Source organism: Enterococcus sp. AZ128, from assembly GCF_051714485.1.
Taxonomy (GTDB): domain Bacteria; phylum Bacillota; class Bacilli; order Lactobacillales; family Enterococcaceae; genus Enterococcus_A.
Map to the genome: position 1 here is coordinate 1,141,378 of NZ_JBIORZ010000001.1, position 24,957 is coordinate 1,166,334.

Sequence of the window (24,957 nt, forward strand, 5' to 3'; positions counted from 1 at the left end):
TAACGCTAAAGCTTTTTCGTCCACGCGTAGAAACGCGCGGTTTTTTTTGTTTCACTCGCTACCGCGAGCGAAACTGACTGAAGTCGTTAATAATGTAAAACTCCCCCAGTTCAAAACTGGAGGAGTTTTTTTACTCTTGTCTTCTTTGCAATGCTTCTTTTCTTAACTTACGTTGCGCTTTTTTCGAGCCACGGTCAATATCGCGTCGCTCTTTACGCGTGTGAAAATCTTCAAATAGATTTTCCAATTCATAATCTGTCGGGTACAGTTCAGATGCACGAAATTCAAGTTTAATTCGACGTTTAGGAACTTCAATAAAGGCATTATCAAGAAAAACTTTTACATTGTCAGTGAAAGGAATTTCTTGATAGACCAGAGCAGATTTTTGTTGTTCTAATAAGAAAACTTTATCACCTTTATAGTAAGTCATTTCTACAGAAGATGTAATCGACTTTTTTGCAGATTTTTTAAAGATTTTCTTTTCAAGACTGTAGTTTCGATCAGAAAAATACTCCTGCGCCTTGGTAATGATTTGATCCGAAATTGCCATTTTTTTGGCGATCCATAGTGCGTTACTTTCTCCGGTTTGACCAATCAGCAACCGATATTTCGGTGTTAAGTGTTCTGCGTCAAAATCCATAGCAGCCGTAATAAAATCTGGATGCTGTTCAGCAAACCGTTTGATTTCACCGTAATGAGTCGTAGTTATCAAAATACTGCCCTTTTGATAAAATTCTTCCATAATAGCAATCGCTAATGCTGCACCTTCATTTGGTTCAGTTCCGCTGCCTAGTTCATCCAACAGGATTAAACTATTTTTCTGCGTTTGCTTGAGAATCTCAGAAATATTTTGCATATGACCGGAAAAAGTACTCAGAGCATTTTCGATACTTTGTGCGTCTCCGATGTCAACAAAGATAGTATCGAAAATAGCAATCTCTGTTCCTGCTTTTGCCGGAATCTGTAATCCAATCATTGTCATCAAACTCATAAGTGCAACCGTCTTTAATACAACTGTCTTACCACCAGCATTCGGTCCGGTGATTGTTAATCCACGGTACTCTTCGCCAATAGTCAAATCCAACGGTATAGCATTTTCAATCAATGGATGAGTGGCAGATACTAAGTGAATATACCCAGCATCATTTATTTCAGGCGTAATCCCTTTTAGTTCCCGACTAAACTTCCCCCGGGCAAAGATATGATCAAACTCACTGATAATCTCGATGTTCTGCTGGATTATCGGTAAAGCTTCAGCAAGCAAACCAGTCAATGTCGCTAAGATTTGGTAAACTTCTGCTTCTTCAATCATTTTATGATAGGCAAGCTGCTCATTCCAGCGGCTCACACTGCCGGGCTCAATATAGGCTGTCGTTCCTTTACTGGAAAGCTCAATAATTGTTCCTTTAATTTGTTTCTTATAGGCCGCTTTAATCGGAACAGTGAAGACATCATTCCGTTTCGTAATAATCGCCTCTTGTACTTTCTCTTTATTTTGCCGAATAAATTTTTTTAATAGTTCTTGGATTTTATCTTGTGTTTCTGCTATATCACGTCGCGCACGCCGCAACTCCCGACTAGCATCATCAACGATTCTTCCACTACGAATAACTTGATAAATCTCTTCTTCAATTTCATTGAAGTCGTTTAGTCCTTGTCCATAGCGATTCAATAATGGAGCGATACTTTGATTTTTTTCGAAGAATTGTCGAATCAAACGTAAACTACGTAAAAAATCCGCGTATTCCATAAGTTCTTGTGGTGTTAGCACAAAACCTTTTTCAAGCTGATTTGTTACATGTTCAATACTTTGCATCCCCATAAATGGTACATGCAGGTTACTATCAAGCAATTGTTTTGCTTCAGTTGTTTCAGTTAATCGTTTTTCTACTACAGATAGTTTTGAATGTGGTTGAGTATTGGCAATAAGTTTTTTTCCAAAGCTACTAATTGCGTAGCTGCTTAGTTGTTGTTTGATTTCGTTAAATTGTGTTTTTGTAAATGTTTCGTTATTCATGGTCTCTTCCTTTCGATTGAAAAGACACCTATCGAGGCCCGGGGAAACTTAGCAGTGATGTTGTTATGAGTTTGCGAATTTTGTATACATATGATTTTTTACTAACTATTTGAGTCCGGGTAAACGGAACTGACAACTAGCTCATAAATAAGAATCGAATTTTTCTAACGGAAAACTCGTATGATTCTCGTACACATACGTTTCCTTCAAATGCGCTGAAGCGCATAATAGAAGTCACAAAAAAGCTGTGAAGATTCCTCTTCACAGCTTGAATTCGAATTCATCAGCTTTGATAGGTATCATCTAATTTGGCATGCGAAATAAACCTGTTACAACAGTATTTTTTCGCTATCAAGTTACTCCAAATTAAATAACTACACTCACCAAGACACCTCATATAATTTTGTTAAGTTTCCTTACTAATAGTCTAACCTGACTGTTAGTATTTGTCAAATCGACTGAAAAAAATTACGCTACTGTGGTTGGAACAGGTTTTACACCATCATTGATGAAGTACACTTGGTACCAAGTCAAGAACGTATAGATCGTCCAGATTTTACGACGGCCGTCAGCTGTTCCCGCAAAGTTATCATCTAACAATTTGATGATTTTTTCTTGATCAAAGAATTCTTTGACGAAATCTTGCATAAACACATCACGAACAATTTGATAATATTTTTCTTCCCGCAACCAGTCCTTGATCGGTACTGGGAAGCCAAGTTTTTCACGATTGTACCATTCTTCTGGCAAATGACGTGCAGCAGCTTGACGGAAAGCAAACTTTGTATTTTCAGCGTTAATCAAATATTTCGTTGGTACGATTTCAGAAACTTTCATCATTTCTTTGTCTAGTAAAGGTACGCGAACTTCCAATGAATTAGCCATCGCTAATTTATCAGCTTTCAATAAAATATCCTTTGGCATCCATTGGTGCATATCCAAGTACTGCATCTTCTTGATCTCAGACATATCCTGAACTTTTTCGTAATGAACATCAACGATATCTTTAATCGTTGGGCTTTGTTGGTATTTAGGTTGTAAATAATCTACAGCTTCGTCTTCTTCAAAGACTTTCGCTTGTCCAATAAAGAATTCTTCAGCTGGTGCTAATGATGTATACAAGTGCAATGCACCTTTAAAGTTTTTACCCTTCAAACCTTTAGCGATCGAATAACGCATACCTTTAGGTAATTTTTTTAAACCTTCGGCAACAACCTTAACCGCTTTTGATTTAGTATTCATTCCATAAGCTTGGTAACCAGCGAATAATTCGTCAGCACCTTCTCCGCTTAACGCAACGCGTACATCACGACTAGCTAACTCTGTTAAAAAATACAAAGGAACACATGAAGGATTTGAATCAGGTTCATCCAAATGATATTGGATCAACGGGAAATAGTCGAATGCTTCATCCCCGGTAACCACCCGAGACGTATTATTCAAATCGATCAAATCAGCCAATTTCTTCGCTTCGATCGATTCATTATAAGTTTTGTCGCCAAAACCAATCGAGTAAGAGTGTTCTGGACGTAAAACAGCTGTCACATAACTTGAATCCACACCAGATGATAAGAATGAACCAACTTCAACGTCTGCGATTCGATGTGCTTCAATTGATTCAAGGACCGTCTTATCAATTAAATCAACCGTTTCCTCCAACGTCATATCAGTTTCTTGTTCCTCAACGTCCCAATATTGTTGAACGTCTAGTTTTCCATCTTTATAAGTGAAGTAATGGCCTTCTTTGATACGGTAAACATTTTTGAAGAATGTTTCGTCTAAAGCAGAATATTGGAAAGTCATATAAGGCTTCAAGGCTTCCTTATTCAATTCTTTGACAAAGTTTGGATGTTGCAAGAAACTCTTGATTTCTGAACCATACATAAATGTACCGTTCATAATCGTATAATATAGTGGTTTGATCCCGAAATGATCACGAGCACCAAATAATTCTTGTTTCTTCGTATCCCATATCACAAATGCAAACATACCACGAATCTTTTGTAATAAGTCTATGCCGTATTCTTCATAACCATGCAGTAACACTTCAGAATCTGCATGAGTCGTGAAAATATGACCTTTAGCGATCAAATCTTCGCGAATACCTTGGTAGTTATAAATTTCTCCATTAAAAGTAAGGATTTTTGTTCCATCCTCATTCTTGATTGGTTGAGTTCCACCTTCTAAATCGATGATACTTAACCGGCGAAAACCGATTGCGATACCTTCATCAATAAATTCTCCCGCACTGCTTGGGCCGCGATGAACGATCGTATCCATCATATTTTTAATAATTTGTTCTTTTTGCGTTGTATTTGAACGATCTACAAATCCTACTAATCCACACACAATCTCTACCCTCTTTCAAACATGGTAAATGATACTCTTTCATATCAACTTTCAAAGTATATCATAGGATTTACGGACTTTCACGAGTGAACGTGATTTCCTATAAAAAAAGGTAAAAAAATTAATTATTTCCAAAGGCAGGCGCTTAATTATCAACTAAATCATAGAGTTGAGAACCTAATTAAAAAAATGAGCAAAAAAAAGCTGCACCAAATTTTTGGTGCAACACTTGTTGTTTCATCGTTACTCATCAGTGATCGTAAGTGGTACTAAGAATGGGTAGCTGCCAAAAAACTCGATCAGTGATTTATTTTTACGATCTGTATTCAATTTCAAGTTGCTAGTTTGAGCTTCAGTGTTTTGTTTGATTGTCACAGTTTGGTTGCCATCCAAAGCGACTAAGTAACTATTTTCATCAATTTTTTTGAAATCAAAATTCTCATTGTCCATGGCTGTGATGAAAATCTTATCTAACACTTCTACTGGCGTTTTGTGATGGAGATCAACTGCCAAATCTAGCGGTTGGCTATTATCCAAAAGATTCTCATCAAACTCAAAGCCCAGCTCTTTCATATGTGCCATGACATCATTCATTTCACGACTAAACATTGAATTTTGCCCACTTGTGTAAATATGTTTGTTGTAACAATCCTTCAGCAAAGTCAAAACAGCGTCATTTAGAACCGTAACTTTCATTAATTCAGGGTAAACTTCCATCAACTTGATTTTCTCACTGCGGAATTTTCCATCAGATGTTGGCATCATAAAACTAAAATTGATTTCATTCGTATTTGTCAATCGATAAGAAAGATTAAAGTGCTTGCTTTCCCATGTTGAAAATTCATTTGTTGAAAGATGCAAACCATGATTCTCCAACGGTTTAATCAATTCAAAAGTTAAGTACTCTAGTAGTGCGCCTTTAGCAATTGCCGAGGCCGTCATTTCTTCTTTAACAAAAATTTTCTTGAAATAGTCTAACAATGTTGGAAAATCAGATTCCATCAAGACTTTTCTAAATTTCAAATCAGCTATTTCTTTTTCTGCATCATCGATTAAACTTAATAAATCTTGATAATTCTCTTCGCGGTTATCATAATAATTTAGTGATGAGTCACTGACAGCTCGCGTTTGAGGTGCTGTCTTAAACGTTTCATTGGATTCCTCTGTATTTTCTTCGGGGTGAAGAATTTCTTTTTCACGAATATTCAAGCCTGGTTCTTCTGAATCGACCAAAGCATCATAAATTTGATTGATTTTATTTTTTTCTTCGGTCATCTATTCCGCCCCCTTGTCTAAGAAATCCTTGATAAAAATCTCAAGCGCGGCATCCATTTCTTCCAAACCACCGAAACGTTTTTTAATCAACCGCAACTCTTTTAAAGCAATCGCTTGTTCTAATGAAAGACTAGTTATTCGATTAGCCAGTTCAATTTTCTGAGACTCACCAGATAGCTGGTCCCCCACAAAGGGTGTCCACTGACTCCGCTGTTGTTTCAATTCTTTCAACTTAGCATCGATAACTTCAATCTCTTCCTCGACCTTTTTTCGGTTCATAAAACTCTTAGTTTCTTCTAACTCTGCCTTGAGTTTTTCTTGATGAGCAATTTTTCCATTAAGTTCTCTCAGTTCTGATTGTGCAGCGATCGTCTTCGCATCAAAGTCATCTTGCTGATTTTGCAGTTCTGACAATTGCTCCTTGTATTCACCTTTCATGGCTTTTTCCCATTGCGCACGAATTTCAGGCAATATTTTTATAGCCGGTTGAGTTGCATCAACCTGTAAGACCGCGCGGTCGCGATAATAACTACCGATCTGATAATTTAGTAAAATTGGTGAAACGACATCACGCATGATCATAAATGGGAACGTCCTTTGTATTTCCTGATCTAACTTGCTTGTCAAGAAATTATCGATCTCATGATTCGCGTTGCTGGATTGCTGGATCGAGGCTGGCAACTCATTCCAGTAGATTTGATACACATCGCCCATGCGTTCTGCTTTCATTGCCTCTTCTAACCGTCTGATCTGCCCCATCAACCCACCTAACACATCGGAAGCAGATTCCTTCACTGAATCAAATGATGCTTCAGTTTGAAGTTCTTCCTGTTTTTCTGGAGTCTCCATCTAAGACCCTCCTTTATTTTTTTGATTAATTATATAATAAATATTACCATAATTATTCCTGATTCAATTCAAACAAGCAAATATTCTAAAATTTTCTATCAGAATTGAAACCCACTTCTCTATTTTACCCTAGCGTAGCCGTAATGATAAGCATAAACTGCTGGAGAAAGTAAAAAAAGATTGTGTCTATCTTAAAATATGACACAATCTTTTTTATTATTTTGTTAAGCCGCTAAAGAAACCTTTGATTTGCTGCCATAGATTTGAGAAGAAACCTTGGTTGTCTTCTATTGTTCCTTTAAGAGAATCACCAAATTTACCAAGTTGGTCAGAGACCTTATTAACGGTCCCTTTAAAATCGCTGCTAATCTTGTCTAATTGTTCGATTGATTCTTTATCCAACACGCCGTCTGTTGTTTGATATTTTTCTGCCAAAACAACTAATTTATTAATATCGTCTTTAGTAACATATTGAGATAGATTGTTTTTTTCTAACGCGTCATTAACAATTTTTTCTACATCATCTTTAGTAGCCAACTCACCTTGCTTCTCTTTGAGCTCGGCTAATTCTTTTTTGATATCGACTAATGTTTGATTTAATTGCGCTTTATAGGCTTCATCAGCTTTTTCTTTCTCACTATCTGACAAATTTTGATTCTGGCTTTGCTCATTGGCTTTGTTCACCACTGATTGTGAAACATCTGAAGTTGTATCTAATTCGGTTTGCGCTAATTGTGCTCGTTGGGGATCAACCGTTTCGCCGTTAGATTCAAAAGCCTTATATACACCTGTTAAGGCGCTCTCTCCGGTTACTTTCACTACACTAGCAACTTTAACCGTCGCATCGCTGATACCTGCGGTGACTAAAGGGTTCTTATACTGATCTGCGGTGATCTGGGTAATATTTTGCGGTGTCAATATTTTCACGTTGATTCCATTTCCTTGATCTTCGCGATTTACAACAACAGAACTCAACATCACGCTGTCGTCTCCGCTACCATAGCCTAAATACTTTACTAGATCTGCCCCAGTCGCTGTTTCCATCTTAACACTATCTTGATTGATCCCTAATTTATCCATAGTTTCATTCAATTGCTGCTGGTTTAATCCTGCTCCTGCTACAAAAGTTGGCTTTCCCCAACGTTCATTGATTGCTCCATCATCAGACTCTGCATAGGCTTTGTCTTGATTAATTAATCCTGCTCCTAAAGAAATGCCCAAGCCTGCTAATAAAATATATTTATGAAGTTTCATACTATTGCCTCCTGTACCTTAATACCTACATTCTATCTGATTTATCTCTTTATACTTACTAATAGCTCTCCTCTTTAAACAATTATTTACCAAGCTAAGAATCTCTTAAACTTTTTTTCGGTCTTAAGAAGGATGCAAAGACTATTCTTCTATGGCTTTAAACCCAAAAGACATCTCAACAAAGGATGCTGAGATGTCTTTTGGGTATCAGTTTTCTTTAGTTGTAAAATGAATCTTAGCTTGGTCATCACGTTCCAAGTAAGTCGTCTCCTTTAAATAACTGAAATGCAATTCTTTGATGCTTGAATCTTCCAACATTTTTTCGTAGCCTTCAAAAATTGCTCGGATATATTGTTTGTAAGCCTGTTTTTTTCGTTGTCGCTTGTTCATAAGACACCGTCCTTCTTGGATATCTTACCAAGCATCAGCTTTCCAGACAAGTATTTTATTGATAGGTTTGATTTAAATATGCTAATAAGTCTTTAGAAAGATCCGTTGCAGAGGTACCTTCTGGTTTATTTTCCAAAAATTCAACCACTGAATAGTTTCGTTTCTCCGAATCAAAAGCATATAAAAAACTGTTCTCTTGTCCTTTTTCATCTTGTTTCTGTTTAATCTCAGCAGTTCCAGTCTTAGCAGCTAATGGGATATTTAGTGCAGCTAAACTATGTGCCGTACCGTTCTCATCACTAACGACTGCTTGCATATCATTTGTAACTATTTCTGCTGAATTAGCCTTAATAACATCTTTTTTGTCAGTTGTTTCTTTGTCAGCAAGTAATTTAGGATAAACCATCGTGCCATTGTTTGGGAATACAGAATAAGCCGCTATTTGCTGAATTGGATTCAACAGTAATTGTCCTTGCCCATATCCTGTATCAGCAAGTAAAATTTCAGAATCAAAACTATCTTTACTAGAAATTTGTGCTTTCTCCATAGCTATTGGCAAGTCTAAGTCCTTACCAAAAACAAATTTATTCAGACCCGCGCGAAAAGTCTTTTCACCCATTTTTAACGTTTCTTGCGCCATATAGATGTTATCTGAATATACCAATGCTGTTCTTAAGTTGACTGGACTGACATCTGAAACACGAGTTACCTGGTAAGATCCCCACGAACTGTCCTTTTGCCATTTCAAACCATCTATCGCTAACTCTTCATTAGGATCCAGCGTTCCTGCATCTAAACCAATTGCAGCAGTGATGGTTTTAAAAGTCGATCCAGGTGCATAGCCAGTTGCAAAACGACTCATGAATGGCTGGTTCTTATCATTACTGTAAGCATCATAATCTGTTTGACTTATCCCGTTAGTCATCTTGTTGGGATCGAAACTTGGCGAACTAACCGCAACCAATAGATCACCCGTTTTTGGTGCCATTACAACACTTGAACCAGCTTGACCGTCTAATCCATTATAAGCAATTTGCTGTGCACGACTATCGATCGTTAACTTGACATTCTCGCCATCTTTTTTATCAATTTTTTGTAAAACTTTTTTTTCATTTCCTTTATTATCCATAATGGATAAAGAACCACCGTCGTTTCCTCGTAGTTGTTTATCTAAAGCCATCTCTAATCCGCTTCTGCCGATTAAGCTATCACTTGCAAGATCATCATTTTTCTTCATGTCCTCAGCAGTTACTTTACCAACATATCCGACCAATTGTGCTGCAGCCTCTTTTAATGGATACGTTCTGCCCGTCGTTTCTTTGACTTCTAAACCATCTGGCGTTTCTTTCGGAGCATCTGCACTAGTTTTAAGAGGAACAAAGAAATCATCCTGAACCCATCCTTGGGATAATGCATTTTCTACATCTTTTGCAGTAATATCCAAACTTTTCGCAATAGCCTCGATTTTGGTTGTACGTTCTTCACCACTTCCAAGATTTTTAGGTACGATACCTGCTTGATAAACAGTTCCATTCGTTGCTAGTCCTTGGCCGCTACGATCTAATATCTCACCGCGTGTCGCTGGATCAACTGAGTAATTGATCTTGTCTTTGCCAGACATACTCGGGAAAATCAAATTTGGTTTCCAATTGATCTCTTTACCGTCATCAGTTAAGGTACCAGAATATTTTTGATTCTTTAACTGTCCAAAACCAGTATTTACAGAGAGTTCGTAAGAAAATTGATAATTTTTATCTTTTTTATTGACTGTTAAATTTTTCATCTTGATATTTGACGCACTGATCCCCGAAAAAATAGATTGGTATTTCTCTGCTACTTGCTTCTTAGTATAACCATTTTTCTTAACTGAAGCGGCATTCAAAGATTTAGTCATATCTTGATACTTACCTTTTTGCAGACTCTTAACAAAGGTACTGACAGTTTCTTCTCCTTGTTTCTTAACTTGACTCGCTTGATACGCACGTACTCCGAAAAAAGCAGCAGTGAGTAAAATAATAACACCGACGATAATGATCAGTAATTTATTTGTCTTTTTTGTATTACGTGTATTTCTCTCCATGATAAGATCCCCTCCCTAGATTCTTTTGTCCTATTTCTTTATACTATAAAAAAGGACGTGTTAATTATGAACCATTGCTATTTATTCATCGGACCAAGCGGTTCAGGAAAAACCAGTTTGGCTGAAAAAGCTTTTACTTCTGAACAAAAGATTATTTCATATACGACGCGTGCCCCGCGTGAGGGCGAGGAACATGGTCGTGATTACTATTTTGTATCAAAAAAAGAGTTCAAACAGATGGTAAATCAGGATCAATTCGCTGAGTACGATGTTTATGATAATCATTTTTACGGTATAGCTAAGGAAACTTTGCGCAAATCTCTTGATATCGGTGATTGTTATGACCCGATTACTACTACAGGCTTCATCAACTTACATCGTATTTTTGGTAATCAAATGGTTCCAATCTGGATCAATATCTCCAAAGAAACTATGATCGCTCGACTTGAAAAACGAGCATCTGCTGAAGACTTAGAACGACGATTGTCAATTTTTCAAGAAGATCAAGACAATTTATCCCGTCTAAAAAAATTTCCGAACCTGATCGAAATTAATGGAGAAACTTCTCTAGACAATATGTTGTTTCAACTACGTCAGACCTTGACGTAATTGAAAAGCTTTTCGTTCTCCATGTACAAAAGGAAAATGAATCATACCGCAATAACTGAAGCCGCTTTTTTCGATTAGACTTAGCATTGGTTGGTTGGCAGGATACGTGTCAATCCGGATATCTTCGTAACCCAGAACCTGAGCTTGTTTGATCGTCAGCGCTAATAAGTTTTTACCTAGACCGATTCCGCGATAATTTTGACTAACAGCCACATGATGTAAAGAAACATATGGCCCATCGCCTTGCCATTCGCCTTCGATGGCCTCATAAACTGGATCTTTATCAGCAATCAATGCTACAGTTCCAACTATTTCATTTTCTAAAGTCAGCACATAGCTGGCTTTTTTTCGTATATCTTCACGAATCACTGTCTCATTCGGCTCGTGACCATCCTGCCATTGAGGCGAACCTTGCTCTTTCAAATATTGTTTAGCTTCATTAATAATGATCCCTATTGTTGGTATATCAGCTAGCGTACTTGGACGAAAATCAAATTTAGTTTCTTTTATATCAGTTACTTGTGCTTCGTTTCCAAATGAAAGAATTTCTTCAGTATCCCTTTTACCTAGATTTCCGTCTAAGATATCGCCTATCTGCTTGGTTTGTTTGATGACAAAATCTTCATCTTCATATCCCACTCTTTTTCCACCCTCTCTGCCAATGATCGCCATGCTCAAGAAAAGCACCGATCAATTCTAAATGATGAGCCAATGACCATTTTTTGATCGTACCCAGTCCTGGAAATTTTTTAATCTCTTGATAATGCAACAATTCTTCTAAGCCAAGTGTTAGCAATAGCTGATCTTGGTTGCGTGAATACCAATCATATAGCTTATCTAATGCTTCAAAAAACTTTTCTTGTTGATTTTGCGCATCCTCATTACTATCTGACACAAAATGTTTGAGTCTCAAATTAAAATACGCATCAAAATAGCTAATGTGAATGGCAATCGCACGACTTGGGCCGCCTTTATCAAAATAACGACTTCCTTCGATCGTATAATCACTAAATCCCATTGAATCTGCGTTCGAATAGAGATGCTCATCACTATAAAAATCATCTACTTTTTCACTGTATTGCGCAACTTTTTTTTTCGGTTGAAAAGCTTCTCTTAATAAAATTTTATTAGGTACCCCTAAGATCCTAAATCTTCCTTGGTCCGGAATAACTGAGAGATTCTCATTATTTATTTTTTGTAGTTCCTTTTTTCGTGGAGAATGATCATTGAATATATAGAGCTCCGCTTCAAAAGGATTATCTTTGGTTACGATCTCCGCCTTTTTCACACTAGATCCTTCATGTAGTACCCATTCAAACCGCCTATCTTCAAAAAGCTTAGCAGTACCAACTTGCGGATTCGTTATTAAGTAGCATGTCATATCGTTTTTATCAAAAAGTTCGATTGATCTTTTCAACGTTGCTGAATCGCGAACGGGTTCAATAATTGGGTGAATATTTTTTGACCAACGTGCTTCATTGATCAAAGAATTTACTGCCAGTAGATCAAATTGTTTTCCTCTTAAATATGGATAATACATAGAATCACTCCAATGGTTCAGTCGGACGTCGACGTACTTGTCTTTGTTGGCGTAAAAATTTATAATCTTGTTCCAACGCCTGTAGTTCTTCCTCCAAACTCTCAATTCGAGCAGACTGAACATCTTCAATAAACCGTTGATAATAGTTAGTCTCCTGCAAGCTGTCCTTTTCGTCTAAACGTCGACGCAATTCTTTATAGAGTTGTTCGGTTGAAAAGAAACTTGTCCCATAAGACATTCTTTTAGCCTTTTGTACCTCGCGAAATAAAGAAGCCATAAAGCGTTGAGTCAGTGCCAGTTCGTCTACTAGCAATTCTGTTCTTAATGGTTTTTTAGCTATAAAAAAAGTTCCTTCAGCAGGTAGCTCTTCCACACTAGCGTATGGCCGATACACTAATACACCAATCTCATTAGGAATATCATCGCGAACTTTTAGATATAGTTCCTCTGTTAATACAAAATAATTATAATGGCCAATAAAGGAAAGTTTAGCTTTTGAATAGAAATCAGCTTTTGTGACTTTTAGTTCATAGCAACGCCATTCCGTTGCCTTGGGTTTAAAAAAGCAAGCCAGTGTATCAACAATTCCTTGTTCATCCGGCATTGTTACCTCCTCGACAACAATACCGCCAAGTTCAATACAATAATAATATAGAGCCTTCTCTATTTCTTGTGTTAGTGTTGTTTTCATAATCTCACCATGGGAACGTATTTTCGTAAACTTTAGCATATCTATCATAAAAAAAACAGAGGTTGCCCTCTGTTTTAAATAAAATATGAAAGATCACTTGCTGGACTTGGGTAAGCAAAAATATATTGTTCGACTTCCTTGTGGGTCATTTTTTTTGTCAAGATGATCAAAAGGTAATTGATCACTTCATCCGCTAGTTGACTTAAGCAACTAATAGCAGCAATTCTATTTTCTTCGTCATAAACAAATTTGATCTTAGCATTTTGATCATTGATGCGATGATACGTGTACCAGCTAGATAAATTAATTGTCTCTGAATGATATTTTTCTGGATGAGTAGCAAGCTCTCTTTCGCTTAAGCCAACTCTGGCCAATCGTTGGTCGCCAAATACGATTGTTGGAATCAATGGATACTCAATCGCTTCAGTGTCATTAGCCATAGCATGAACGACATAACCAGCTTCAAAGCCTGCTACCGGAGTAAGTTTCGGTTGCTTCTTCGCTACTACATCACCGCAAGCAAAAATATTATGCTGAGTTGTTCGTAGATGCTCATCAACCTTAATGCCCTTTTTGTCATATACGACACCAGCTTTTCCAAGATTCAATCCTTCGACATTAGGAATTCGTCCGGTGGCACCGATAACCATATTCGCAACCAAGTCAAAATTCTCACCAGTAATTCGATAATTAGGATGAATCAATTCAACTGCCGTTGTATCCACATTAAAATGAAATTGAATTCCCTCTGACTTCATATGTTCGACTAAACTGGACACCAGCTCTTGATCAAATTCTTTCAAGGGGCGGTCATTATGATGGATGATATGAACTTCAGAACCCGCTGCATTAGCGATCACTGCCAGTTCAAAGGAGATGTATCCAGCGCCAATAAAGACAAGCTTCTCAGGCAAATGTTCCATAGCTAAAAAATCAGTACTGCTTTGCAGTAAATCTTGTCCCTCTATTGGTAATACCGCTGGTCGTTGCCCTGTGGCAATCAAAAATTGATCGGCCGTCAAATTTTGGTCATTAACAATAATTCGATTTTCATCAATGAAACTTGCCTGTCCGTGATAACGGTCAATCTCAGCGGCATCTAGACCGTCTTTGGTATTTTGGGGAACATAATCAGTATAACTTTTTTTGAAAGTCATCAAATCATTCCAAATAATTTTAGGGGTTTGTTCAAATCCCTTTCCGATCATCGTTTTGATTCGTTTTTGAGCTTCAACGCCGCTCATCAACATTTTTTTTGGATCACAGCCGCGATTGGGGCAAGTTCCTCCCCACAAGTCCGCTTCAATAATCGCCACATTCTTCCCTTGTTCCTTTAATCCATACGCAGCAGCATTTCCAGCAGGCCCGCTTCCGATTACGATTGCATCATATTTTTTCACTATTAACCCTCCTGACTCAAAAAGCGGAAAACATCGCTTCGATTAATCAAACCAATTATTTTTCCATTCTTTTTAATAGTAAAAGCATTTTGATCAGCTAATAAATCAAAGACTTCACTTAAACTAGTTTCCGTGGATAAACTTGGTAATTTGATATCAATATTCTCTGCTTTTTGATAAAAACCACCATTGTAAAGAGTTTCCAAAGTTTGAGTATAGACCTCATCCGTCGTTTCATCAAAGAATTCTTCTACAAACTGATTGGCGGGATGCCTTTGGATTTCTTCAGGTGTATCACATTGAATCAACTTACCTTCGTGCATCACAGCGATTCGGCTGCCGATCTTCATCGCTTCTTTCATGTTATGAGTTACGAAAATTATAGTATTACCTAATTTCTGATGCAGCTCCAATACAAGATCTTGAAGACTCGATCGTGAGATTGGATCAAGCGCACTGAAGGGTTCATCCATCAAAACAATGTCTGGTTCTGACGCTAAAGCACGGATAATTCCGATCCGTTGCTGCTGACCACCAGATAACTCGCTGGGCATCCGGTCTCTAAATTGTTCAGGATCCATATCTACTTCTTTTAACAATTGGTCTACTCGCTTATTACGGCGTTCTTTATCCCAGCCCAACATGTCAGGAATCACTTCAATGTTCTCTTTTACACTCATGGTTGGAAACAGAGCAATTTGTTGAAGAACATAACCAATCTGCCAACGTAGTTTTTGAATGTTATAGTCTTTAATTCGCTTTTCTTTAAAATAGAGGTTGCCGTCAGTCGGTTCAATCAATCCGTTGATCATTTTCAATGAAGTCGTTTTCCCGCTTCCAGAAGGTCCGACTAAAACAAAAATCTCGCCCTTCTTGACTGAGAAATTCAAGTCTTTTAGGACAACATTCCCTTCGAACTCTTTACTAACATCTTTAAATTCAATTATCGCTTCCATCTATTTCTCCTCCCCAATGATTCTTTCTTTCACTAAGAAGTCATGAGCAACTTTTGCTGGTTGTTCCTTCTTCACGTTAACTAAATAGTTCATTTCAATCATTTGGTCTTCCGTGATTTTTCCGGCCAGATGATTCAATGCTTTAACAACTTTTGGATGTTGATCTGCAAATTTTTTTTTCATTAAAGGTGCTCCTTGATACGGTGGAAAAAGATGCTGGTCGTCTTCTAATGTCACTAGATCATACTGTTTGATTTCACTGTCTGTAGAATAGGCATCAATCACATCGACATCTCCGTTATTAATCGCTTGATAACGCAACGCTGGTTCCATACTTTGAACAGAACTTAATTTCACTCCATATTTATCTTGAATTCCTCGATAGCCATCTTGTCGATCGATAAACTCTAGTGTAAATCCTGCTTTTAATTGATCCTGCTGTGGTTGAAGCTGGGAAATTTTGGTAATACCACGTTTTTCAGCCTCGCTTTTCTTCATTGCTAAAGCATAGGTGTTTTCGTAATCCATAGGTTTCAATAAGTGCATATCAAATTGTGAGTCCAATAGTTTATTTGCCTCTTGATAAGTCTTTTCCGGTGATAAATTATCCGGCGTGTTTTTAGGGACTTTAACAAGACTCTCTAAGACCGTTCCCGTAAATTCAGGATATATATCGATTTGATCACTCTTCACTGCGCTGAATAAGAAACTGGTTTTTCCGAAGTTTGGTTTCAGCTCAACATTTATGGAAGAATCCTCATCTTTGATAACCTCTTTATACATATTAATTAGAATATCCGGTTCTGAACCCAGTTTTCCGGCAATCGTTACTGTCTCAGTTCCAATTGAATTATTCTGTGCAAAAAAGATTCCGCCAATACTTACACAAATTACACCTAATGCAATTAAAGTGGCTTTCCCGCTTCGATTCTGTAAAAAACGAATCAAGGTACTAAAAATAATCGCTAGTAGAGCAGAGCTAATGGCACCGATCAATGTTAAATTTGGATCATTTCGGTCAATACCAAGTAAAATAAACGTACCGAGACCTCCAGCACCGATCAATGCTGCCAATGTAGCAGTACCAATAATTAAAACCAGCGCTGTACGAACTCCTGAAATAATCACTGGCATCGCCATTGGTAATTCAACTCGTATTAGTTTTCTCATACGAGACATGCCGAATGCATCCGCCGCCTCTTCGATCGATGGATCGATCTCTGCTAAACCTATATAAGTATTTTGAAAAATCGGTAGTAATGCATAGACGACCAAAGCAATCAATGCGGGAACTGTTCCGATACCCACAAAAGGAATCAACAATCCTAATAATGCTAAAGAAGGGATTGTCTGTAGAATACTCGTTATTTGCAGGACAACCTCTGCCATTTTTTTTCGTTGGCTTAATAAGATTGCTAACGGAATTGCAATTACTACAGCAATTAGTAAGGCACTTAGAGAAATTGCTAAATGCTCAAAAATCGCTGATAAGAGATCGTCTTTTCTTTCACTAAAAGTATTAATTAATTCATTCATAAAATATCCTCTCAAAATTATGACCTATTTTCAGTATAACTTAATCAAAAAGGGAGACAAAAAGATTGGCTCGAATAAAAAGTAGTATAATGACAAGTATCTCTTAATAAAGAAAGCAGGAAAAAGATGAAAACAATCGATGAGTTAAAAGAAATCCAACGAACTAAACAAGAGAAAACTTATTCTTATTTGAATTCTCATCATTATAACTGGTTTAAAGCTATTGATTTAAATTTATTGAACAGTGACGGGTTCACTAACTATTTCTTGCGAATCAAAGAAAATGAGTCCTCTGTTTTTAATATCTTGCAAGAAAAAATTTTGAATGCGTCCATTATTGGCTTTCAGAAGGAGTTATCTGAAACAGACAGCTTTGTCTTAGTAACTGCGGCCTGGGCTAATGGCTTCGTTCCCGAAAAGTCCTCGTCAGCATTACAAGATTTCGAACGGTATTTAACCAATTACACCATTCAAAAAGATCCATTAATCGGAATCAACCAAATGAATGCTGATTTTAATCAAGTACTGATGCAACATTTCCCTAAAGTACGCCGTCAAGACTTGCGTTTAATCAATCGTTTGCTCTTATTAAAAGAAGCCTCTACAAGCGACGTTTCTGAAGCATTAGTTTCTCTAAATGCCCCCACTAGAAACCGGACAGTAGAAATGCTAGAATATTTTCGATCGATCTAAATAAAAAAGAAACGACTTTTTAGTGGTCGTTTCTTTTTTTGATCACTGTTCAATCAGAGTTTATCATTACATGCCATTGCTTCAGTTCATAACGATAAAGACCACTTTGAAAGACGGGGTCAGCATCAGAAATCATTTTAGCTTCTTCTAAATTTTCCGCCTCAAATACCACCATCGCACCATCTATCTTCTCAGTAAGCATATCTCCAAAAACTCCTGCCGTCAGAAATCTTTTTTCTGACAGATCTTTTAAATACTGTGCTGAAGCAAGAGCAACTTGTTCGATAACCTCGCCGGCACCACTTTTGTAATCAATTCGGACAAACAACATACTTCCTTCTTTCATTTTTTTTACTCCTCTCCTATAACAAATAATCATTTTCTTTATTTGCAACTTGCAAGCGATGAAGTTCATAAGTAGCATAGCCTGCAACAACAAGTGGTTCTTTTTGGCACAACATTTCTGCCTCATCGTAGCTTTTTGCTTTAAGAACAAACATTCCAGCCATTCCTGGATATCCTTTAAATGCACCAGCAAGTTCAATGTTGCCTTCAGCATCTAGTTTACTTAAATTTTCGACATGTGCAGTTACCCCTGTTTTATTTAATTTTCGGTATTCTTTAGTTTTTTTGATCATCATTACATATAAATAATCTTCCATAATCTCCCTCCTTTTATTCATACTTATTTGCAATTTTTAATGCACGCTTTTTCAATTCTTGTTGTGCTTCCACGGGTTCGATAACTTCCACATAAGGGCCAAACGATAGTAACCTGTGATATGTCCATTCATTCAATGGATACTGAACCTGAACTAAATAGTTTCCATCATCCTTTCTTTCAACCTGTTGCTCTTGGAATTCATCAAATAGACGATAAGCCATTTCTGGTGAAAATTGTAACTTGAATGAAGTGTACTCTGCACCATATGAAGAATTGGCTAAGGAGAAACCGTCAGGTAGTACTCGTTCAAAAGTCTCGACTGTAACATGGATTCTTTTCATACGTGATAGACGAAAAACTCTAAATCCTTGATTTTGATGACAATAACCGATGATATACCAAGCGTGCGATTTGAAGATCAAGCGAAGCGGATCGACCGTTCTCTCAGAGTGCTGCAACTCAGAATTAAAATATTCGAAAGTTAATATATATTTTTGAGTGATGGCTCTTCGTAAATCTGCGATTGTAATTTTTTCATCATCGCTGCTCCCCCAGTAACTAAAATCAATTTCCAGCCAATCATCCAACAACGGCTGATCAAAGAGCGCACCAATTTTATTTAGCGCTTGTTCTGCATCTGGATAATTTGACGCTTGCAAGATTTGCAACCCTTGATAAACTTGGACTTGTTCCTCAGTAGTCAAAAAAGATTTGTTTAAAGCATACCCATCCATCAGCGAAATACCACCACCAGATCCTTTTTGGGATATGATGGGAATTCCCGATAAAGTCAAGGTTGTAATATCTCGATAGATTGTGCGTGTCGAAACGTTAAAGTAATCCGCCAATTCTTTTGCAGTGACCTGCTTATGGCTGACAATATAAAAAATCATTCTCACCAACCGTTCAAGCTGCATAAAATTCCTTCCTTTCAATAAAACTATAGCAATGTTAATGTGACAACTAGCTGTCATATTAAAAAAAGAGGAGAAACATTTTCTGTCATGCTTTCCCTCTTTTTAAGACAATTTTATAATTTCTCTTTCAATCAGTGCGAGTGAAAGCTTCAACGCCTTTACGCGTTCTTGCGATAAAGTGATTTGCGCTTTCATGTTTCGTCCAGCTAATTGTTTTTCCTCTAAAGAATTAACCGCTTGTTCGATTTTATGCAATGTCGAAGCTAACGATTTCTTTGCAGCCAAATAATCTGTTAACTCATAGTTCTCCAAACTACTTCACTCCTCTACTTTATTATAAGCTGAATTGTCAAATTAATTGCAACATTTCTTCTTGAAAGACTTCCCAACAATTTTTCCAGTTCAATGTTTTTTTAGGACGCATATTTATCTTGCGTAATGCTTCCTGTTTCTCCGTAGGGGGTACCTTTGAAAAATCAGTTCCCTTAGGGAAGAATTCTCTAAATAAACCATTCCCATTTTCGTTAGATCCGCGTTGCCATGGGGAGTATGGATCACAAAAATACATAGGTACGTCTAAATCTTTCTCAATTTCTTTCCAGCAAGAAAACTCTTTCCCACGGTCGACCGTAAAGCTTAAAAATGCCTTGTGACTCCCTAGGTCTTGCACAAAAGCTTTAATCGCTTGTGCCATTGACTTCGCGGTACGATCCCTCATTGAGATCGCCCAATAAAAGCGTGTTTTCCGTTCAATAAACGTTGCTTCGCAGGCTTTGCTTTCCCCTCTGCTAGAAACAACTGTGTCCAACTCCCAATGTCCAAATTCTTCTCGAGTTGACACAGAAGCTGGGCGTTCATCAATGGTATGCCCTACAGTCATTTTGCCTCGTGCCTCTTCTTGTTTTTCTTGTCTTCTGCCTTTATGTCTCAGACACTGTTTAGACACATTAAGAATACCGGCATAGAGCCAATTGTAAATGGTTTTGAATGAAACTATTTGACGATCATTCGCAATTTGTTCAGGGGACCAGCTGTCTTCAAGATCACATTCAATCTGATAAGCGAATTCAGAAGTCCATTTGGACTTCGCACCACAGGCACTGCGCTTCATTTCCGCATCTAATTGCGCATTGTCGGCATTATAGATCAAATCTTCGGGTACTCGTTTCAACTCACGATCAATCGTTGTTCGGCTAACACCAATTCTGTCCGCTATTTCTTGAATACTCTTGGCATCATAAATCATCGTCTCTATACATTTTCGATTATCTCGTGTAAGCTTTTTGTGTGAACCCATCAAAATCACTCCTAGTAGTTTGTTATCCTAAACTCATTTTACTAGAAATTTTTGATGGGTTCTTTGTTGCGATTAATATTACAATTCAGCATATACATGAGCCCCTTTCTCATGATTATGCTAACGTATTTCTTCTTTTGAAACAACTATTTCCACTTAGAATTGGATGAGATAAAAAACAACCAATTGGCTGTTTTTTTTTTATTTCACAACTCTATAATAAGAATCATTAACGATAATAATTTATTGCACCACCTATAATTGATGTAGAACACGAGGAGTTTTTTTATGACTAAAACAGTGCTGACAATTGCAGGTTCAGATACCTTAGCAGGTGGCGGCTTGCAATCGGATTTAAAGACATTTGAAAATTACCATTTATTTGGTTTGACGGCGATTACATGTATAGCGGTCGTCAAAAATAATCAATTTGAAATAAGTGACCTGCCGACTGAGCTTTTACGCGCACAATTAAACACAATCAATGAGAATCTGACTTTAGACGGAATTAAACTTGGATTGATCCATCAGCTAGATTCATTAGAAATCATACGCGATTTTTTACGAGCGTTCAATGGTCCAATCGTACTGGATCCAGTAATGGCTTTTAAAGAGACAAGCCATGTATATAGCGATACTTACCGCAAAAAATTAATTGAATTGTTTCCTTTTGCTACAGTGATTACGCCAAATTTGAAGGAAGCTGAAATATTGAGTCAACAAAAGATCACTAATTTGCATGACATGGAGCAAGCGGCTCAAAAGATAGTTAATCTGGGCGCAAATTCTGTGGTAATCAAAGGTGGCGAACGTCTTTCTGGTGATCTAGCTTCTGATCTATTCTATGATGGTGTAAATTTAGAATTTTTCTCTAAACCTAAATTAACAAATGCCGCTATTAACGGTGCTGGTTGTATGTTTGCTTCAGCCATTACTTCGAATTTAATTTTAGGGAAGGATTTAATCACAAGCATCATTGATAGTAAAGAATATGTTTATCAAGGAATTCAAAAAGGCCTTACGCTAAAAAATGGTGAAGGAAATGTCTGGTTCGGTGAAAGTGTAACCACGGAGGTGATGACATGAAAACAAAAGAGATGACTAAATTAGCAATGATGGTAGCATTGACTGTAACCCTCTCAATCTTATTTATCATCCCAATTCCTGCAACAAAAGGCTTTGTAACACTTTGCGAAGTGGGAATCTATGCTTCCGCCTTGCTTTTTGGTCCCAGTGGCGGATTAGTAGTCGGGGCGTTGAGCGGCGGAATGATTGACATGATTTCTGGCTATCCAGAATGGGCCCTCTTTTCGATCATCATTCATGGAATCCAAGGATTTATCTTAGGGTATCTATATAATAAGCACCCAAATAGAAAAGGACTTGTCTTCGGTTTTTTATTCGCTAGTTTATTCATGGTTATTGGTTATGCCTTTGCAACGGGTTTATTATATAGCTGGCCAGCAGGTTTGGCCTCATTACCAAGTAATTGTATTCAAAATATTTTTGGTATCGCGGTGACAGTTCCCCTCTTTCATGCATTGCAAAGGGTTCTACGCCATCCTCAATATAAATAGTTAATAGAAGGAAGTTATTCAAGATGGAAAAAGAAAAAATCCAGCAACAACTAACAACAATTATTAATGATGTTCTAGATGCAGCCGAACTTAAGGCTGGCGACACCTTTATACTAGGTTGCACTACGAGTGAGATCGTCGGCGGGACGATCGGTAAAAATTCCAGTCAAGAAGTTGGGCAATGGGTGATCGAAACATTAAAATCTATTCTGGATCCCCAAAAAATTTACCTAGCTGTACAAGGCTGCGAACACATCAATCGTGCTATCGTTGTCGAACGGGAGCTTGCCGAGAGAAAAGATTGGGAAGTTGTTTCAGTTAAGCCAGCGCTGCATGCTGGCGGGGCTTGTTCTGTAGCTGCGTTTGAACAGTTTGCTGATCCAGTTGAGGTAGAGCATATCGTTGCGCAAGCTGGAATTGATATCGGTGATACTTCAATCGGTATGCATGTAAAATATGTTCAAGTCCCTGTTCGTCCATCTATCCAAGAATTAGGCGGGGCTCACGTGACAGCATTACGTAGCCGTCCAAAATATATTGGTGGTCCTCGTGCAACGTACTAATTATAAAAAAATATCCTGCATGAAATCATGCAGGATATTTTTTTATATAAATCGCGCAATTAGTTGAAGGAGCTGCTGCGGTAATGTTGAAATATCGGAAATATCAACAAAATTATTATCACCGTATAAAGTTCGCAGTTGTTCTTTGTCCTCGCCAATAGCACAAGCAATAAAAAGGACACCTTTTCGTTCATAATCATCTAAAACTGATTGAATATCTTGTCTGGCCTTTTCTCCAGTATAATCGGGCAAGGCTTTTGGTTGACCATCACTAATAGAAAGCAACACTTTTGTGTCCGCGGATTGCTGGCTAAGTTTTTCAGCTAATAATCTTAAAGGGACACCATCACGATTATTTTGTCGTGGTTTCATAGTAGAAATCTTGGCTGCCATAAAGTCATAACTGTCATCAAACTCTTTGTATGAATAAATCGATGTTTTTTCTCGTTGGCTGAGATCTGCAGAATCACCATATAACATCAGCGGAATATTAGTTTTCTCAGCAAAGAGGCTCAAAGCGACTGCTGCTAACTTGGCATTCTGAATTCGATCGTCTCGCAGCATCGATCCAGATTCGTCGACCCGTACCGCTAAGGCCAGTGAAGGCTGTTCACTTGGCGGATTTTTCTTATCGAAATTTCTCAGATCACCATATGCAACATGGCCCGGATTAAATCGCGCACCATAATATTTTCCGCTGGCATAATCGTTGCTGATTTCTTTGTTTAATAGATCATTGATCACACGACTTAAACTTTCTACTTCTGGCAAAACACTTTGTGTAAGGTTTTGACCATTTTGAATCGCGGACTCATTGATCTTTGGGCGATGGAGAATTGTTCCTTCCTTCGCATGAATTGTTTCTTTTAGACTTTCACGAATCTCGCGGTTTAATTCCTTTCTTTTCAATTTGTCTATTTCGGTCATTTCATCTAACGACATAGCCGATCCGATTTTATCTTCTTCGTCAATTGTGGCATTTGTACTTTCTGCCTCGGCATTCCCTCGTTCAGTTTCCTCAGAAATCGTTGTAGCTTTAGGCCTATTATCCTTCTCTTCTGCAGTCATCTCTTCTGGTTTTATTTCTTCATGCTCTGCAGCAGTTTCCTTCTCGATTGCCTCGCTTTTCAACGTTGCCTCTTCTGCTTCTTCCCAAATATTACGCTGATCAGCTTCTATTTGGCTGATTCTTCTCCCCTGTTGTAACTTCCGCTGATTTTTTACTTGTTGAAGCTCGGTTAACAGCTTACTCTGTTCCAAAGTATCCTGTAAAATTTTCAACTCTGTTTCGTCTGTGGTCAATTTGTATAAAACTTTCGGAAAAATACTTTCCAAAGGATCCTGTTCCTGTTTCAAGCTATTGACCCAGAAAAAATATGAGCGCATACCAGCGACACCTTTGATAGCATTAGCTTTTGCCGTTTCATCCAGTAAACGAATAATTTCAGCCATGATTTCTAAGTACTCGTGATCAGTAAAATTTGTCTTAGCCATAGCACGCTCGATCATGATCTCAATGGAAGGAAGATCCATTTTCTCTGCATGTTGTACTCGGTCACGCAATGATTCGTTCAACGGACGATTCCCTTGATAATTTCGGTTAGTGGTAATGATCACCACGCAATCAGGGTGTCTGCGAATGATTCCAGTTGGGATGTTCAGTAACCCGTTTGGTTCCAACGCTGAGTTTAAAGCTACTAAAACTGAGGCGTCCCGGATAACTGTAGGTTCTTGGATTTCCAGAAGATACCCTTTTTGCATTGCACGAACAATTTCTGAAGGATAGAATTTGTACTCAATGTTTGTCGTAGTTTCAGCGTGATCAATTCGTTCGATCAGTTTAGTTAATCGCTCTTTTGCTTGATCTGGATCAATTTGAAAATGTTTTTGAATAACTGATAAAACCTCTTGTAAAGAATCTGTTTGATAAATGGCTTCCAATAATTCTTGATCATCATTACTATCTGTACTGACAACAGGCAATAGTGCACCAAAAATATCCGTTTTATCCATATCAGCAAAGCAAGTTACTTTTGTATAAGGTAAATGCAAATCATCAGAAAGCGCGCGTGCAAGTTGCGTTTTACCAGACCCCGCATCACCTTCCAACAACACGTTCATGATTTTCATTTCAGGATCGAGCCAATTATTTTTAATTTCTGATGCGATTCGCAGTTCTTCCTGACTGGTTTTATGACTGGCTGGTTTACGCCAAATCATTTGTTCTTCGACTTTTGTAAACTTCCGTCCCTCAGTAATGATAAAAGATTGGTCCATTTTATTCACCTCGTAATTCAATT

The 24,957-nt window shown here is 37.7% G+C and carries 24 protein-coding genes; 5 read left to right on the plus strand and 19 right to left on the minus strand.

Annotated elements, in window-relative coordinates:
• Window positions 1-130: 130 nt before the first annotated feature.
• From IGI38_RS05565 to pbp4, 7 genes are all read right to left on the minus strand, one after another.
• Window positions 131-2,017, minus strand: a complete 1,887-nt coding sequence (locus tag IGI38_RS05565; RefSeq protein WP_438727690.1) for an endonuclease MutS2 — start codon at window positions 2,015-2,017, stop codon at window positions 131-133.
• A gap of 468 nt (window positions 2,018-2,485) precedes the next feature.
• On the minus strand, window positions 2,486-4,366 hold the full coding sequence (gene asnB, locus IGI38_RS05570; protein WP_438727692.1) for an asparagine synthase (glutamine-hydrolyzing): 1,881 nt from the start codon (window positions 4,364-4,366) through the stop codon (window positions 2,486-2,488).
• A gap of 243 nt (window positions 4,367-4,609) precedes the next feature.
• Window positions 4,610-5,641, minus strand: coding sequence for a hypothetical protein (locus IGI38_RS05575; RefSeq protein WP_438727694.1), 1,032 nt, complete (start codon window positions 5,639-5,641; stop codon window positions 4,610-4,612).
• The gene (locus IGI38_RS05580; protein ID WP_438727696.1) at window positions 5,642-6,490 is read right to left on the minus strand and encodes a hypothetical protein; all 849 of its coding nucleotides are present in this window, start codon (window positions 6,488-6,490) and stop codon (window positions 5,642-5,644) included.
• 216 nt (window positions 6,491-6,706) lie between these two features.
• The gene (locus IGI38_RS05585; protein WP_438727698.1) at window positions 6,707-7,744 is read right to left on the minus strand and encodes a DUF1002 domain-containing protein; all 1,038 of its coding nucleotides are present in this window, start codon (window positions 7,742-7,744) and stop codon (window positions 6,707-6,709) included.
• 207 nt (window positions 7,745-7,951) lie between these two features.
• Entirely contained in the window at window positions 7,952-8,134 is a 183-nt protein-coding gene (locus IGI38_RS05590) for a hypothetical protein (RefSeq protein WP_438727699.1), read from the minus strand.
• A 55-nt stretch (window positions 8,135-8,189) separates the two neighbouring features.
• A complete protein-coding gene (gene pbp4 / locus IGI38_RS05595) occupies window positions 8,190-10,214 on the minus strand; it encodes a penicillin-binding protein PBP4(5) (protein WP_438727701.1) in 2,025 nt (674 codons plus the stop codon).
• 66 nt (window positions 10,215-10,280) lie between these two features.
• Between pbp4 and IGI38_RS05600 the strand changes: the two genes are divergently transcribed.
• Window positions 10,281-10,823, plus strand: a complete 543-nt coding sequence (locus IGI38_RS05600; RefSeq protein ID WP_438727703.1) for a guanylate kinase — start codon at window positions 10,281-10,283, stop codon at window positions 10,821-10,823.
• Here the strand turns inward: IGI38_RS05600 and IGI38_RS05605 are convergent.
• From IGI38_RS05605 to IGI38_RS05630, 6 genes are all read right to left on the minus strand, one after another.
• Window positions 10,803-11,462: a GNAT family N-acetyltransferase gene (locus IGI38_RS05605; protein WP_438727707.1), complete on the minus strand. Its 660-nt coding sequence runs from the start codon at window positions 11,460-11,462 to the stop codon at window positions 10,803-10,805. The two genes, IGI38_RS05600 and IGI38_RS05605, sit on opposite strands and share 21 nt — an antisense overlap.
• Entirely contained in the window at window positions 11,452-12,363 is a 912-nt protein-coding gene (locus IGI38_RS05610; protein WP_438727709.1) for a sce7725 family protein, read from the minus strand. Before IGI38_RS05610 ends, IGI38_RS05605 begins: the two co-directional genes overlap by 11 nt.
• A 4-nt stretch (window positions 12,364-12,367) precedes the next feature.
• Window positions 12,368-13,054: a hypothetical protein gene (locus tag IGI38_RS05615; RefSeq protein ID WP_438727711.1), complete on the minus strand. Its 687-nt coding sequence runs from the start codon at window positions 13,052-13,054 to the stop codon at window positions 12,368-12,370.
• 74 nt (window positions 13,055-13,128) lie between these two features.
• Window positions 13,129-14,454: a dihydrolipoyl dehydrogenase family protein gene (locus tag IGI38_RS05620; protein ID WP_438727713.1), complete on the minus strand. Its 1,326-nt coding sequence runs from the start codon at window positions 14,452-14,454 to the stop codon at window positions 13,129-13,131.
• Window positions 14,455-14,456: 2 nt separating this feature from the next.
• Window positions 14,457-15,410 (minus strand): ABC transporter ATP-binding protein, encoded by a 954-nt coding sequence (locus tag IGI38_RS05625; RefSeq protein ID WP_438727715.1) that lies wholly within the window; start codon window positions 15,408-15,410, stop codon window positions 14,457-14,459.
• Complete coding sequence (locus tag IGI38_RS05630; RefSeq protein ID WP_438727717.1) at window positions 15,411-16,946, minus strand: ABC transporter permease/substrate-binding protein; 1,536 nt, start codon at window positions 16,944-16,946, stop codon at window positions 15,411-15,413.
• 126 nt (window positions 16,947-17,072) lie between these two features.
• On the opposite strand from IGI38_RS05630, the gene IGI38_RS05635 reads away from it, so the two are divergent.
• Window positions 17,073-17,639 (plus strand): hypothetical protein, encoded by a 567-nt coding sequence (locus IGI38_RS05635; RefSeq protein WP_438727719.1) that lies wholly within the window; start codon window positions 17,073-17,075, stop codon window positions 17,637-17,639.
• A 49-nt stretch (window positions 17,640-17,688) separates the two neighbouring features.
• Here IGI38_RS05635 and IGI38_RS05640 read toward each other — a convergent pair whose 3' ends face one another.
• The 5 genes from IGI38_RS05640 to IGI38_RS05660 form a co-directional block, all read right to left on the minus strand.
• Entirely contained in the window at window positions 17,689-17,985 is a 297-nt protein-coding gene (locus IGI38_RS05640; protein WP_438727721.1) for a YciI family protein, read from the minus strand.
• A 16-nt stretch (window positions 17,986-18,001) separates the two neighbouring features.
• A complete protein-coding gene (locus tag IGI38_RS05645) occupies window positions 18,002-18,301 on the minus strand; it encodes a YciI family protein (RefSeq protein WP_438727723.1) in 300 nt (99 codons plus the stop codon).
• A gap of 13 nt (window positions 18,302-18,314) precedes the next feature.
• Window positions 18,315-19,220: a helix-turn-helix transcriptional regulator gene (locus tag IGI38_RS05650; protein WP_438727725.1), complete on the minus strand. Its 906-nt coding sequence runs from the start codon at window positions 19,218-19,220 to the stop codon at window positions 18,315-18,317.
• A 102-nt stretch (window positions 19,221-19,322) separates the two neighbouring features.
• Complete coding sequence (locus IGI38_RS05655; protein WP_438727727.1) at window positions 19,323-19,532, minus strand: hypothetical protein; 210 nt, start codon at window positions 19,530-19,532, stop codon at window positions 19,323-19,325.
• 37 nt (window positions 19,533-19,569) lie between these two features.
• The gene (locus tag IGI38_RS05660) at window positions 19,570-20,517 is read right to left on the minus strand and encodes an IS30 family transposase (protein ID WP_438725454.1); all 948 of its coding nucleotides are present in this window, start codon (window positions 20,515-20,517) and stop codon (window positions 19,570-19,572) included.
• Between the two features lie 288 nt (window positions 20,518-20,805).
• Between IGI38_RS05660 and IGI38_RS05665 the strand changes: the two genes are divergently transcribed.
• The 3 genes from IGI38_RS05665 to IGI38_RS05675 are packed head-to-tail and all read left to right on the plus strand — an operon-like array spanning window position 20,806 to window position 22,657.
• Entirely contained in the window at window positions 20,806-21,603 is a 798-nt protein-coding gene (locus tag IGI38_RS05665; RefSeq protein WP_438727729.1) for a bifunctional hydroxymethylpyrimidine kinase/phosphomethylpyrimidine kinase, read from the plus strand.
• Window positions 21,600-22,094 carry an ECF transporter S component gene (locus IGI38_RS05670; protein ID WP_438727731.1) on the plus strand — a complete coding sequence of 165 codons (495 nt, stop codon included), beginning with the start codon at window positions 21,600-21,602 and terminating at the stop codon, window positions 22,092-22,094. The genes IGI38_RS05665 and IGI38_RS05670 overlap by 4 nt, the downstream gene beginning before the upstream one ends.
• A 23-nt stretch (window positions 22,095-22,117) precedes the next feature.
• A complete protein-coding gene (locus IGI38_RS05675) occupies window positions 22,118-22,657 on the plus strand; it encodes a TIGR01440 family protein (RefSeq protein ID WP_438727733.1) in 540 nt (179 codons plus the stop codon).
• 42 nt (window positions 22,658-22,699) lie between these two features.
• Here the strand turns inward: IGI38_RS05675 and IGI38_RS05680 are convergent, their stop codons facing one another.
• The gene (locus tag IGI38_RS05680) at window positions 22,700-24,934 is read right to left on the minus strand and encodes an AAA family ATPase (RefSeq protein ID WP_438727735.1); all 2,235 of its coding nucleotides are present in this window, start codon (window positions 24,932-24,934) and stop codon (window positions 22,700-22,702) included.
• Between the last annotated feature and the right edge of the window lie 23 nt (window positions 24,935-24,957).